Below are 13,125 nucleotides of genomic sequence, written 5' to 3'. Positions count from 1 at the left end.
TTTTTGGTTGTGTAGCTGAAAATGTCATTCAGAATACTTTGACAAATTACGAACGCATTTTTTATGCAACGCTAGTGGTCCTGTTTCTATTGTTTGTCGGCTTTCTGGCCCTCTATCCGCGCGCGATCTGGGAGTATGTGAGCAAGCACGGCACCAGTCAGGACGAGCCGTCCGAATTTTACTTCGACATGCTGCGCATAGTGGCCGGGGCGCTTTTCGCCGTGCTGATTCTCGTCGGGTTTGTTTATTATGAATAAACAAGGCGCGGGCGCTTGCTCGTTTTGCATCACGGCGTGTAGCCAGGCGGCGAATCCCGCTCTCCGCTGTTTCGTCCGTACGCGTTGCTGCTTTTGTCGCGCAAAAAGCCTCCCGTCGTTCGGGAGGCTTTCTCGCATATGATTCGCATGGACTTTCGTGCCTACTGCTTGACCATCACGACACCCAACAGCCCTGGCCCTGTATGCGTGCCGATCACCGGACCGATCTGCTCCAGGTGCGATTCGGTCACTTGAAACTCGTTTTTCACCCGCTCCAACAGCTCAGCCGCCTGCTCGTGGGCGCTGCTGTGGAGGATGGCGACTTTTACAGGCTGGCCCTGCGCGTACTCCTGCAACGCTTCCAGGACGCGGTTGAGCGCTTTTTTCGTGCCTCTGACTTTGTCAAAAGCCGCGACGTATCCCGCCGGGTCCAGCGTCAGGATCGGCTTGATGTTGAGCAGCGAGCCGATGACAGCCGAGGCGCGGCCAATCCGCCCGCCTTTTTGCAAAAATTCCAGCGTGTCGACGATGAAGTAAACCTGCACCTCGTCCAGATAGCGGTCGATCGCATCGAGAATCTGCTCTTTGCCCTTCCCGGCCTTCGCGTCCTTCGCCGCTTCCACGCAAATCATTCCGTGGACAAAAGAAGCTTTGCGCGAGTCGATCACGGTAATGTCCATGTTCTCATCGAGCATGGATTTGGCGATCATCGCCGACTGATACGTGCCGGACAGAGAACCGGACAACAGGATGGCGATGATTTGCACGTCGCTTCCGTACTGCTCGTAGATCGCCTTGTACGCTTCGGCAAACTCCAGCGGAGACGGCTGGGAAGTCGTCGGCAAGGCATGCGACTGCTTCAGCTTGTCAAAAAACGCGGAGGAAGAGATCGTCACTCCGTCCAGATACGTCTCCGCCCCAAACATGACCTTCAGCGGAACAGCCACAATCCCGAGCGACTGCCTGACAGACGCATCAATATCGGACGCGCTGTCGGTAAGAATCACAACTGGCATTCTTGCGTGCTCCTCTCCTCATTACTCCACGGAAAAAATAAACGGATACAGCGGCTGTCCGCCGAACTGAATCTCCACTTCCGCATCCGGGTATGCGTCCGCTACAGCTTCCTGCAACGCGTCCGCCTGCTCCTCTGTCGCACCTTCGCCGAGGAACATCGTGATGATCTCGGTGTCCTCGTCCGCCATGCCGAGCAGCAGCGTCTTCGCGCACTCCAGCAATTCCGGTCCAGCCGTGACGATTTCTTTTTCGGCCATGCCGATGAAATCGCCTTCCTTGATCGCGACGTCGCCCATCTGCGTATCGCGAACGGCATGCGTCACCATTCCCGTCTTCACCTGGGTGATCGCTTTTGCCATCGCCGAAGCGTTCACGGCAGGCTCGGCATCCGCATGGAATGCGAGCAAAGCGGCCAGCCCCTGCGGGATGCTTTTCGTCGGCACGACCGAGACGGGAACTTCCGCCAGCTCGGCTGCCTGCTGCGCCGCCATGATAATATTGCTGTTGTTTGGCAGGATGATGATATGTTGCGCATGCAGCCCGGCGATGGCCTTCATGAAATCTTCCGTGCTCGGGTTCATCGTCTGGCCGCCCTCGATCACGACGTGCACGCCCATGCTGCGCAAAATTTTCGCGATGCCTTCGCCAGCGGCAACTGCGATCAGTCCGTACGGAAGCTGCTCGTCCGCCGGCAGGGCCACTGCCGCTGCCTGCGCTTCCCTTTTGCCCTCTTCCGCTTTGAGAATGTTCGCATGCTGCTCGCGCATGTTTTCGATTTTGATCCGGTGCAGGCTGCCGAACTGCTGGGCGTATTGCAAGACGCTGCCCGGATGCTCTGCATGTATATGTACTTTGACGACCTCATCGTCAGAAACGACCAAAAGCGAGTCGCCCATCGTATCGAGATGGCCGCGGAACAGCACCTCGGAAAACGGCTTTTTGTGCGGCTCCGTGCTGTGCGCCACATGAACCATAAATTCCGTACAGTAGCCGTGCTTGATGTCCTCGGTCTTCATGTGGACTTGCGCATTGTGCTGCTCGGAAATCAGCTTGTCCAGCTCTTCCGGGCTCACGGACGGCTTGGCGTGTTCTTCGCTTTCGATCTGTTCCTCGCCGCGCAAGGCGCGCAGGAAGCCTTCGTAAATAAACAGAAGCCCCTGTCCGCCTGAATCGACGACGCCTACTTCTTTCAGTACAGGCAGCATTTCTGGCGTGCGCAAGAGTGTAGCTTGCGCCTGCTCGTACGTTTTTTCCATTACAGAGACAATGTCATCCGACGTGCGCGCTGCACGCACAGCCATCTCCGCCGCTTCGCGGGCTACAGTCAAAATCGTGCCTTCCACCGGCTTCATCACTGCCTGATAGGCAGCGTCCACACCGGACTTCAAGGCGTCGGCGAACTGACGGGCATTCACCTCGTCTTTTCCATTGACTGCTTTGCTAAAGCCGCGGAACAACTGGGATAAAATCACACCGGAGTTTCCCCGCGCTCCCATCAAAAGCCCTTTGGCCAGAGCAGCAGCACTGTCCGCGACTCGGGGAGATTCCTTGCGCCTTAGCTCGTCCACACCGGAAGAGAAAGTCAAATTCATGTTTGTCCCCGTATCGCCATCCGGCACAGGAAAGACGTTCAAGCCATCTACTACTCTGACGTTGGCGGATAATAGGTTCGCCCCCAGGTAAACCATCCGGCTAAACAGCACGCCATCTAGATGCGTATGTACCAACTGTTGTTCCTCCTTACGAATCTCTGTCTGTACGAACTCCCTGTACGAAGATGTTGACGGCCGTGACATCAATGCCTACCGTTTGTTCCAAGGTATATCTCACGCGGCGTTGCACGTTGCCGGCGACCTCGGAAATTTTCACGCCATAGCTGACGATAATATGCATGTCCAAAACCACTTCGCCGTTCGTATTGTGCACAACGACGCCTTTGCTCAGGTTGTCGCGGCCAAGAAGCTCAGCAATTCCATCCTTCAACGCCTTGCGGGAAGCCATACCCACCAGCCCGAATACTTCCATGGCTGCGCCTCCGGCAATTCGTGCGATCACGTCTTCTGTAACATCGATCTTTCCTAGCGATGTACTCATTTCCACTGTCATGCAAGGACTCCTCCTCTGTTAAACAGCTTGACCTCCATAGGTAAGCGTACCCATGCTTCCCTCAATTCTACACTAACATATGGGAGAAATGAAGCGTTTTGTCGAACCTACCAACCCTAGCAGAAAGACGGGGCAAATCATCATGTCAAGTATTGCAATTGACAGCAATGGTGTGCTAATATAGTCGAGTATTTGTATTTCCCATCAAGGAAATCCCGTTTAGATGCAACAAGGGAGGTGGATCGTAATGGCACGTCGCTGCTTTGTAACAGGTAAATCTGCAAAAGCTGGAAACGCTCGCTCCCACTCCATGCGCGCAACTCGCCGCACCTGGGGTGTCAACGTACAAAAAGTGCGCATTCTCGTTAACGGAAAACCGAAGCGCGTTTATGTAAGCACTCGAGCACTGAAATCCGGTCTCGTCACTCGCGTGTAGTTTTGACAAGCTACGCGAAAAAAAGCACCCTCGAGGTGCTTTTTTGCATTTCTCCGACGTTCCTTTTCCGTCTTTTCATGAAGGAGGCCGCGTCTTCATTTTTTCTTGTTGAATGCCTCGATGATGCCGCGAATCATGCCACCCAGGAACTTCGGCAACTTGATGGTGTAAAATCGCATGCTACCCCTCCTCACCGAAATTACTTCCCACGATACAAATACCAGCCCGCCCCCATGAGTGCCGCCGCCAACAGGCTATACCAAACCCACGGAGGTGCCATGTACAGGAAAATGGTGATTCCCCCGACAGCCAACGCAACCCCGAGAACACGTCGCAAGGCGCCCCCCTGTCGCAGGCGATAGGAGCGCAATCCCATTTCTTGCTGCACCTCCTTTAGGTGTTCTCCCAAACGTGCATATTACATCATATTCTGCTGTCGGATAAACATGTATCCTGCCACGCGAAAATGTCGATGTCCGCTGCAAACACAGGTAGAACAGATGACGGCGAAAAGAAAAATTCAGGCAACGCAATTGCTGCCTGAATACATTATGAAAACAATCTGTCTTTTATGCAGGTCCCACTACGCCAATCGGTCGCGCGCCGGAAACAAAAGCTGCGAGGCGCTGCCCAGCACCACCGACAGGACGACGCCCGCGATAATCATTTCGGGAAGCAGGTAGGTGATATTGTAGACAAAGGAATACAGCGCGACAGGCGTGCCTTCTGGCGCGTACTCGCCAAACCAGATGACGCCCGACGTAAAATGGCAAACCAAGCGACCCAGCCCCCCGATCAGCAAGCCGCTCCACAGCGCGAAGATCCGCTGCTTCTTTCCTTCCCGGCCGGACAGGCGGACAAGCCCGGTCAGTCCCAATGCGGCAAACGCCAGCGGATAATCGAGCAACACTTGTACCGGATTGACCAAGGTACTGCCGAACAAGAGCTGAAGCAGTCCTACTACCATCCCCGTAACGACGCCCGCCAGCAAGCCGCGGCGAACCGCGATCAAGGCAATCGGAACCATGACCAGCGAGACGGAGCCGCCCTGCGGCATTTCAAACACCTTGATCTGGCTGAACACAACCGCGAGCGCCGCCATCATCGCCATCTCCAGCAAGATGACCAATCGTTGACGATCCAATCTCCTTCACTCCTTGTCATTCCTCATGAATTTTCATAATAAAAGAGCAACAGCCACCGAAGCTGTCTCTGATTCTAGCCCAAGTCCCAACGCCTGTCAAAGAGAAAAGCCGCAGGCACAAGCTCCCGCGGCTTCCTTTGCTCAACGGACCTTTTCCAGAAACTGCTTGGCCCGTTCGCTTTTCGGATTTTGGAAAAACTCTTTTGGCGGCGCATCCTCCAACAGTCGGCCGTCGTCCAGAAACAGGATGCGGTCGGACACTTCTTCCGCAAAACGCATCTCATGCGTCACGATCGCCATGGTCATCCCGGTGTGGGCCAACCCTTTCATAACCTCCAGCACCTCTTTGACCATCTCCGGATCAAGCGCGGACGTCGGCTCGTCAAACAGCATGATTTGCGGCTCCATGACCAGCGAGCGGGCGATGGCGACGCGCTGCTTCTGCCCGCCGGACAATCGCGACGGGAAGACGTCGGCTTTGTCGGCCAAACCGACACGCGCAAGCAGCTCCCGCGCCTTTTTCTCCGCCTCGCTTTTCGCCATGCCTTTTACCTTGATTGGCGCGTAGGTCAGGTTGTTCAGCACGGTCATGTGCGGGAACAGGTGAAAATGCTGGAACACCATCCCGATCTGCTGGCGGATCGCCATGACGTTTGCCTTTGGGTCGGTAATTTCCTGACCGTTGATCGCGATTTTGCCGCTGGTAGGGACTTCCAGCAGGTTTATGCAGCGCAGCAGCGTCGATTTTCCCGATCCGGACGGCCCGATGATCGCCACGACCTCGCCTTTGCCGATTTCGGTGGAGATGCCTTTCAAGACGTTCAGTTGCCCGAACGACTTCGTAATGTTGTCGATTTTAATCACTGCGTCTCATCCTCCGTTCCACTACGCGCGCTACCCATGTCAGGATCATGACCATGACATAGTACAGGAAGCCGGCGATCAGGTATGGTTCAAAGTAGCGGAAGATGGCCCCTTTTACCACGTTCGCATTTTGCATGATGTCGGACAGACCGATCGTGGAAACGAGCGCCGACTCCTTCAGAAGCGCGATCGTCTCGTTCACGAGCGCAGGCAAAATGTTTTTCACGCCCTGCGGCAAAATGATGTCGAGCATCATGCGGCGATACGGGATGCCGAGCGCCTTGGCCGCTTCCCACTGTCCTTTGTCCACAGCCATAATTCCGCCGCGAATCGTCTCCGAAATGTACGCCCCCGAGTTCAGGGTAAACGTCAGGACGGCTGCTTCCAACTGCGAAATGTTGTAGCCGGTGAGCTGCGGAGTCGCGAAGTAGACGAACGTGAGCTGCAAAATCAGCGGCGTTCCGCGAAAGACGGACGTGTAGGCGACAGCGAGCCAATTCAGCGGCCCGAATTTAGAAATTTTGATGAGTGCGAGGATCGAGCCCCAGATGAAGCCTAAAACGACGGAAATCAATGTAACAAGCAGCGTGCCCTTTATCCCCTGCAAAATGAAAGGGATATAGGGCACGATTTGCGCAAAATCCAAATTCATGCCCTCTCTCACCTCTTGCTACGTTGCGTAGTTGTAAAAAGCTTTGCGTTCAGAGATTATTGAGCGAACCATTTTTGGATCAGCTTGTCCATTTCTCCGTTTTCCTGCATTTTTTTGATAACCTCGTTAAACTTCGCTACGTGTGGAGAGCCTTTTGGAAAAGCGATGGCAGAGCCGTTCGTTTCTTTCGATTCAATCGTGGTGAACTGCAAGCCAGGGTTGCTCTCTACGAAGCTTTTGGCCACGTGGTCCTCGATGATGGCAGCGTCGACGCGGCCGGTTTTTACTTCTTCCACGATCTCGCCCAGCTTGTTCAAGGAAGTCACTTGCAAGCCTTGTACGGTTTTCGCCAGCTCTTGCGCCGCCTCTTCCTGGATAGAGCCAAGCTGTACGGCGATCTTTTTACCCGCGAGCTGATCTGGCTTGGTGATGTTGCTATCCTTCTTGGAGACGATTGTATTTTTCGCTTCATAGTAGATCTCGGAGAAATCCGCATTTTTTTTGCGCTCATCCGTTGGCGTCATGCCCGCCATGACGAAATCGGCACGATTCGTTTGCAGCGCCGGAACCAGTCCGTCGAAGTTCATGTCGGTAATCTGGATTTCATAGCCCAGTTCTTTGCCGATGTATTTGGCGATGTCGATGTCAAACCCGACGATCTCGTCCTTGCCGCTGGTCAGGTCGTGGTATTCATACGGCTTGTAGTCCGCAGACGTCGCCATGATGAGCGTCTTTTTCTCGCCAGCTTGTCCTCCTTGGCCTGCCGGTTGCTCCTGGCCTGCGCCCGCTTGTGGCTGGTTGCCCGTGCCGCAGCCTGCGATCATCGCCGCAGCCAGCAGAGACGATAATGCAAGAGAAAGAATCGATGTCCGTTTTTTCATTGTGTACCCCCGGTTGAAATGATTTACTGCAAAAGCAGCCATGCTTGCCTAGAATATTTTGCACAACAACTTATATTTATGCAGGATAATGACTATTTTAATCAATAACTAAACAATTTCAATCATTTTTTCACCATCTGTTAATTATGCAAAATACAGAATTTTACACACAAATCACTTTCCTCCTTTTGTATGCCGTGCTTCCTGCTCTGCCTAGTATGCCCGACTTCTTAAGGATATCGTGACGGCCCGTCGGATTTTTCTCTGGCGAAAAGGGGCGCGAAGCTTTATAGTGCATATGAAAAGCTCGTACATAAAGGAGGAAGACGATGATGACCAACTGGACGTCTTATTTTCGCGAGCAGCTCCCGGAAATCGTGGCCGAGCTGCGCACCTACGTGGAGATGGAAAGCCCGACCCACAACAAGCAGGCGGTCGATCGGCTCGGCCTGCTGATCGCCGAGCGTTTCCGCGAGCTGGGCTGCCGGATCGAGCGTCTGCCGCAGGAAACGTACGGCGACCAACTCCGCATCGAATACGGCGAGGGCGACGAGCAAATTCTCGTGCTGGGACATTTTGACACGGTGAAGGAAATCGGCACGCTTGCGAAGGAGCCGTGGCGGGAGGAAGACGGCCGCCTGTACGGACCGGGCACGTACGACATGAAAGCCGGGATCGTTTTCGCCTACTTCGCCCTGCGCGCGATCATCTCGCACAAGCTCCCGCTCCGGAAAAAGCTGGTCTTTTTCTGGAATACGGACGAGGAGATCGGCAGTGTCTCCTCCGAGCAACTGATTAGACAGGAAGCGGCGCGAAGCAAATACACGCTGGTGCTGGAACCGGCAGCCGGAGACGGTTCCTTGAAAACGAGCCGCAAAGGCGGCGGGGAATTTTTCCTGACCGCAACCGGACGCGCTGCTCATGCTGGCAACGATCACGCCCTTGGGGTGAATGCCATCGAGGAGTTGGCCCATCACGTCCTGGCGATTCAGTCGTTTACAGACTACGCCAAAGGAACGACCCTGTCTGTCGGCACGATCAAGGGAGGCAGCGTCTCCAACGTCGTTCCGGACTGGGCGACGGCGGACATCGACGTCCGCGTTCAAAGCCACGACGAAGCCGAGCGGATTACCCGGCTGATGAACGAGCTCTCCCCTGTGCTCGCTGGCGCAGAGCTAAAACTTGCGGGCGGCATTGCCAAGCCGCCGATGGAGCGGACCGACGGTACCGCGAAGCTGTTTTCGCTTGCCCAGGAGCAAGCGCGCCTGGAAGGCTTCGAGCTGACGGAGTGCGGTGTCGGCGGAACCAGTGACGGCAATTTTGCCGCAGATGCCGGATGTCCGACACTCGACGGACTCGGCCCTGTCGGTGACGGCGCCCACGCCTCCCACGAGCACGTCGTCGTCGATGCCATCCCCGGCCGCATGGCAGTTTTGCTCCGCCTGTTGACCACCCTGTAAAAAAGCTTTTCTCCCGCTTGATCGCCGAGGAATCGCTGGCGTTTTTTCATGAAATACTTTCAACTGACCAAACATATATATTCCCTAGCCTCGGAAAAGAAAGGAAGGGTACGTATGGAAAACGCTGCACCATTGCCAAGCAATCCCGTCGGGTTTTGGCGGCGTCTCGGAGCGTCCCTGCTGGACGGACTGATTATCGGTGTGCCTCTGGCTATCATCAGCTATTGGATTACAGGCCAAACGGAAGGAAATCTCGCGACCAATCTGATCTCCACGCTATACAGCCTGCTCGTTCCGGTATTTTGGTCCGGCTATACGGTAGGCAAAAGAATTGTCGGCGTGCGCATCGCCCGCGTGGACGGCGAGTCTGTCGGGATCGGCACGATGCTGCTGCGCGTGCTCGTCGGCATGATGCTCGTCTATGGCATTACGTTCGGGCTGGGAGCCCTAGTGAGCCTCATCATGGTCTGTGTGCGCAAAGACAAGCGCGCGATTCACGACCTGATCGCCGGTACGTATGTGACTTCTGATCGTCCCTAGCAGATGATTGCCTGTTTTCAGCAGAAAAGCGCCACTAGGATTGCGGAAAATTCCGCGCCAGGCGACTGCTTGCCAGCCGAAAACCGGATGCCGGATGCTGTGTTTGCCGCATCGGCAAAAGCCTCGTTGCGGACACGGCGTTTTGCTCGGCCGCTCCATTTTTTTCGCACGCCAAAAAGCCATCTGCGCCGTTTTGTTGCAGATGGCTTTTTCCTGTTCACCGTTTTCGTTTATCCGCGAATCGCTGAAATCGCTTTTGCGCGATCAGGCTGGTTGAACACCGCGCTGCCTGCGACGAGTACAGTCGCTCCCGCCTCTTCGCACAGGCGCGCTGTTTCGGCATTGACGCCGCCGTCGATCTCGATCTCGACATGGTCCAGCCCGCGCTCGTTCAGCAGGTCGCGCAGCGCCTTGATTTTCGGCACGACGTTGTGGATGAATTTTTGCCCGCCAAAACCAGGGTTGACGGTCATCAAAAGCACCATGTCCAGATCAGGCAGCACAGGCTCGATAGTCGCAATCGGGGTGGCCGGATTGAGCACAACGCCAGCCTTCACGCCTTGTTCTTTAATCAGGTAGAGCGTTCTGTGCAGGTGGCGGCACGCTTCCTGATGAACCGTGATCCAGTCCGCACCGCTTTTGGCAAACTGCAGGATGTAGCGGTCCGGCTCTTCAATCATCAGATGCACGTCCAGCGGCAGCTTGGTCACGGGACGGATTGCCTCGACGATCAATGGCCCGATCGTGATGTTCGGCACAAAATGTCCATCCATCACATCCACGTGAATCCAGTCTGCTCCCCCGCGCTCAACATCGAGAATCTCCTCGCCCAGACGGGCAAAATCCGCTGACAGGATAGAAGGTGCGATTTTTACCATGGTTTGTTCCTCCGTTGATATTCTTTCAGCTCTTCGCGGAACTGTTTGTAGTGTTCGTAGCGATCCTCGCTCAGCTCGCCTGCCGCCAGCGCCGCCTGGACGGCACATGACGGCTCGCTTACGTGCAGACAGCCGCGGAATTTGCAATCCGCGCTGAGGGCAGCAAAGTCACGGAACGACTCGGCCAGATCCAGCTCGGTAAAGTCGATGAACTCCAGCGAACTGAAGCCTGGCGTGTCGGCCACATAGCCGCCGCCTGGAAGCGGGATCAGCTCGACGTGACGGGTTGTATGCTTGCCGCGTCCCAGCTTTTGGCTGACATCGCCTGTCTGCAGGCTGACGCCAGGGAACAGCGTGTTAATCAGCGATGATTTTCCCACTCCTGACTGCCCGGCGAAAACGGTAATCCGGTCGTGCAAAATGGAGCGCACTTCCTCTAGGCCGCGCTCGTCTACCGTCGAGGTCGGAATCACCTGATAGCCGATGGCCTCGTATTGGCGCACGATGGCGTCCACTTCTTCCTGCGACACCTGATCGGCTTTGGACAGCACAATGACGGAATCGATCCCGACGTGCTCGGTATGAGCCAAAAACTTGTCCAAAAGCAGCGAGCTAAACATCGGCTTGTACATGGAAAAGACGAGAACAGCCTGATCTACATTGGAAATGGGCGGGCGGACCAGCTCATTGGTCCTTTCGCCCACCTCCATGACATAGCCTTCTTCTTCATTGATCGCATCGTAGACGACCCAGTCGCCCACGAGCGGGTTCACCTTGGCGTCTTTTTTCTTGAACAGCCCTCTTGCACGGCAACTGTAGATGCGCCCCTCATCGGCTACATAGTAAAAGCCGCTCAGCGCTTTCACAATCCGTCCTTCTGGCATTCATGTCCCTCCACTATCCTACGGCAAGCTGTTATACGAGATCGGAATGGTTTGATAATCCCTGAATTCGGTGTCGTTCTGCCTTTTGACTGTTGCTCGGACAACTGCGTCTTTTTGCGGCGAGAGAACGACCGGCACGTCGTATTCTTTGTTTTCCGCGATTGTTTCTTGCTGGAATACTTTTGCTTCGCCGCGCGCGTCTGTCACTTCGATCTTGACTTCCACGGTCTCGCCCGGTACGACTTCCACGTACACCGTCGCTACAGCAGACTTGGCATCCTGCGGATACTGCCCGTTGCTGACTGTCAGCGGAACGGCTACGCCTTTTTGGACCTGCATGCCCGGGTCGTACGGATGCGTACTCAGCACTTCGCCCGCCTTGTCGGTGGTGTACGTTGGCACTTCCTTGATTTCTCCGACACCAAGCCCTTTTTTGAACAGTTCCACTTGGGCCGCTTCCACCGATTTTCCCCGCACATCCGGCATGCGGACAAACGCTTTGCCTTTGCTGATCGTCACCTTCACACTCGTCTTGCCCGGATACACCTTTTCATTCGCTTCCGGCGACTGCTTGATGACGGTTCCCACTTCGGCCTTGTCGTCCTCTTCCTCGACGAACGTGACCATTTCCAGCTTGAAGCCGTTCTTTTTCAACGTTTCCTCCGCCGTTGCCCGCGGCAGCGTGACCAGATTCGGCATGTCGATCAGTTCCTGGCCTTTGCTGACGTACAAGGTGACGACGGCCTTTTCCTTCAGCCTCATCGGCGGTGCCGGGTCCTGACGGATGACCATGCCTTTTTCGATCGTATCGCTTGCTTCTTCTACAATCTGCGGTACGAGATTTTTTTCCTTGATTTTGTCCTCGGCGAGTTCCACTTGGATTCCTTCCACATACGGAACAGGCACCTCAGGAATGGAAGGGAACACGTTCAACAAGAAGTTGAAACCGAAGAACGCAAGCACGAAAAACAGTCCAATGCCACCGACCCAGAAAAGAGCCTTGACCCACCATTTTTTCGGCGGCTTATCATCCTCGTCTTCTTCGGACGGCTCATGGCGGCTGCGCTGTCCGACTCCTGTTCGGCCGCTCGTGTGCCCTTCCATCATCTCCGGTGTAATAATCGGAACGACGCGCGTCATCTCCTCATCCACCGGGAAGGTTAGCTTTTCTTCGTTCAACCGTTCCGGAAACAGGCACGTCTCCAAATCTTCAAGCATTTCCCGCGCGGATGCGTACCTAAGAAACGGATCTTTGACCAGCGCCTTCAAGATGACGTTTTCCACGCTTTGCGGAATGTTCGGGTTTACCTGACGCGGCTCGGGCAACGGCTCCTGCAAATGCTTGAGCGCCACCGATATCGGCGAATCGCCGGAAAACGGCAGCTCCCCGGTCACCATCTCATACAGCACGATCCCGAGCGAGTAAATATCGGACTTTTCTCCCGTAATCCCGCCACGCGCCTGTTCCGGCGAAAAATAATGGACAGAGCCAAGCATGGCGTTCGTATGGGTAATCGTAGCAGAAGTAACGGCGCGCGCGATACCGAAGTCCGTCACCTTCACTCTGCCATTTTTTCCGATCATGATATTGTGCGGCTTGATGTCTCTGTGAATGATCTGGTTTTGATGCGCGTGATCGAGTGCATCGCAAATTTGCTCGGCGATGCGCACTGCCTCCTCTACGGGCAATGCCCCACGCTGGATAATGACTTCCTTGAGCGTGCAGCCTTCTATGTACTCCATCACCATGTAGTGCGTGTCGCCTTCCTGGCCTACATCGTACACCCCGACCACATTGGGGTGAGACAAGCTTGCCACCGCCTGCGCTTCACGCCGAAACCGATTGACAAAGTCTTCGTCCGTACCAAACTGCGAGCGCAGCACTTTGACGGCCACCGGACGATTCAGGATCAAATCCCTGGCTTTGTATACGATCGCCATACCGCCTCCGCCGACGCGGGATTCCAATTGATACCGTCCTCCCAGTCGTTGACCTTCCATCTCTC

Annotated in this window: 16 protein-coding genes; 4 read left to right on the top strand and 12 right to left on the bottom strand. The window is 55.2% G+C overall.

Annotated features, from left to right (window positions below):
* Positions 1-257, top strand: a 257-nt coding sequence (locus AC3WQH_RS03955) for a DUF6199 family natural product biosynthesis protein (protein WP_492331915.1), incomplete at its 5' end; no start/stop codon positions are given.
* 161 nt (positions 258-418) lie between these two features.
* On the opposite strand, the gene AC3WQH_RS03950 is transcribed toward AC3WQH_RS03955, so the two are convergent.
* Genes AC3WQH_RS03950 through AC3WQH_RS03940 form a run of 3 tightly spaced genes read right to left on the bottom strand, consistent with a single transcriptional unit; the run spans position 419 to position 3,380 of the window.
* A complete protein-coding gene (locus tag AC3WQH_RS03950) occupies positions 419-1,273 on the bottom strand; it encodes a DegV family protein (protein WP_005831016.1) in 855 nt (284 codons plus the stop codon).
* A gap of 21 nt (positions 1,274-1,294) precedes the next feature.
* Positions 1,295-3,001 carry a DAK2 domain-containing protein gene (locus AC3WQH_RS03945; RefSeq protein ID WP_005831017.1) on the bottom strand — a complete coding sequence of 569 codons (1,707 nt, stop codon included), beginning with the start codon at positions 2,999-3,001 and terminating at the stop codon, positions 1,295-1,297.
* Between the two features lie 13 nt (positions 3,002-3,014).
* Complete coding sequence (locus tag AC3WQH_RS03940; protein ID WP_005831018.1) at positions 3,015-3,380, bottom strand: Asp23/Gls24 family envelope stress response protein; 366 nt, start codon at positions 3,378-3,380, stop codon at positions 3,015-3,017.
* A 247-nt stretch (positions 3,381-3,627) separates the two neighbouring features.
* On the opposite strand from AC3WQH_RS03940, the gene rpmB reads away from it, so the two are divergent.
* On the top strand, positions 3,628-3,816 hold the full coding sequence (gene rpmB / locus AC3WQH_RS03935) for a 50S ribosomal protein L28 (protein ID WP_005831020.1): 189 nt from the start codon (positions 3,628-3,630) through the stop codon (positions 3,814-3,816).
* Between the two features lie 95 nt (positions 3,817-3,911).
* On the opposite strand, the gene spoVM is transcribed toward rpmB, so the two are convergent.
* The 6 genes from spoVM to AC3WQH_RS03905 all read right to left on the bottom strand — a co-directional run bounded on the left by spoVM (position 3,912) and on the right by AC3WQH_RS03905 (position 7,357).
* Positions 3,912-3,995, bottom strand: coding sequence for a stage V sporulation protein SpoVM (gene spoVM / locus AC3WQH_RS03930; protein WP_005831022.1), 84 nt, complete (start codon positions 3,993-3,995; stop codon positions 3,912-3,914).
* A 20-nt stretch (positions 3,996-4,015) separates the two neighbouring features.
* Positions 4,016-4,153 (bottom strand): hypothetical protein, encoded by a 138-nt coding sequence (locus AC3WQH_RS03925; RefSeq protein ID WP_162129876.1) that lies wholly within the window; start codon positions 4,151-4,153, stop codon positions 4,016-4,018.
* A gap of 246 nt (positions 4,154-4,399) precedes the next feature.
* Positions 4,400-4,960, bottom strand: coding sequence for an energy-coupled thiamine transporter ThiT (thiT, locus tag AC3WQH_RS03920; RefSeq protein ID WP_007779172.1), 561 nt, complete (start codon positions 4,958-4,960; stop codon positions 4,400-4,402).
* A gap of 141 nt (positions 4,961-5,101) precedes the next feature.
* Positions 5,102-5,824 carry an amino acid ABC transporter ATP-binding protein gene (locus AC3WQH_RS03915; RefSeq protein WP_005831025.1) on the bottom strand — a complete coding sequence of 241 codons (723 nt, stop codon included), beginning with the start codon at positions 5,822-5,824 and terminating at the stop codon, positions 5,102-5,104.
* Positions 5,817-6,476, bottom strand: coding sequence for an amino acid ABC transporter permease (locus AC3WQH_RS03910; RefSeq protein ID WP_005831026.1), 660 nt, complete (start codon positions 6,474-6,476; stop codon positions 5,817-5,819). Before AC3WQH_RS03910 ends, AC3WQH_RS03915 begins: the two co-directional genes overlap by 8 nt.
* A gap of 56 nt (positions 6,477-6,532) precedes the next feature.
* Entirely contained in the window at positions 6,533-7,357 is an 825-nt protein-coding gene (locus AC3WQH_RS03905) for a transporter substrate-binding domain-containing protein (protein ID WP_005831027.1), read from the bottom strand.
* Positions 7,358-7,686: 329 nt separating this feature from the next.
* On the opposite strand from AC3WQH_RS03905, the gene AC3WQH_RS03900 reads away from it, so the two are divergent.
* A complete protein-coding gene (locus AC3WQH_RS03900) occupies positions 7,687-8,817 on the top strand; it encodes a M20 family metallopeptidase (protein WP_035316857.1) in 1,131 nt (376 codons plus the stop codon).
* Between the two features lie 114 nt (positions 8,818-8,931).
* The gene (locus AC3WQH_RS03895; RefSeq protein ID WP_005831029.1) at positions 8,932-9,357 is read left to right on the top strand and encodes an RDD family protein; all 426 of its coding nucleotides are present in this window, start codon (positions 8,932-8,934) and stop codon (positions 9,355-9,357) included.
* Positions 9,358-9,587: 230 nt separating this feature from the next.
* Here the strand turns inward: AC3WQH_RS03895 and rpe are convergent, their stop codons facing one another.
* The 3 genes from rpe to pknB are packed head-to-tail and all read right to left on the bottom strand — an operon-like array spanning position 9,588 to position 13,120.
* Positions 9,588-10,235, bottom strand: a complete 648-nt coding sequence (gene rpe, locus AC3WQH_RS03890) for a ribulose-phosphate 3-epimerase (protein WP_007779185.1) — start codon at positions 10,233-10,235, stop codon at positions 9,588-9,590.
* Complete coding sequence (gene rsgA, locus AC3WQH_RS03885) at positions 10,229-11,119, bottom strand: ribosome small subunit-dependent GTPase A (RefSeq protein ID WP_007779188.1); 891 nt, start codon at positions 11,117-11,119, stop codon at positions 10,229-10,231. The genes rpe and rsgA overlap by 7 nt, the downstream gene beginning before the upstream one ends.
* Positions 11,120-11,137: 18 nt before the next feature.
* Complete coding sequence (pknB, locus tag AC3WQH_RS03880) at positions 11,138-13,120, bottom strand: Stk1 family PASTA domain-containing Ser/Thr kinase (RefSeq protein ID WP_026557359.1); 1,983 nt, start codon at positions 13,118-13,120, stop codon at positions 11,138-11,140.
* Between the last annotated feature and the right edge of the window lie 5 nt (positions 13,121-13,125).

The sequence above is a fragment of the Brevibacillus sp. FW301-21C12A genome, from assembly GCF_058788915.1.
This window is presented reverse-complemented; position numbering and strand designations above follow the sequence as displayed.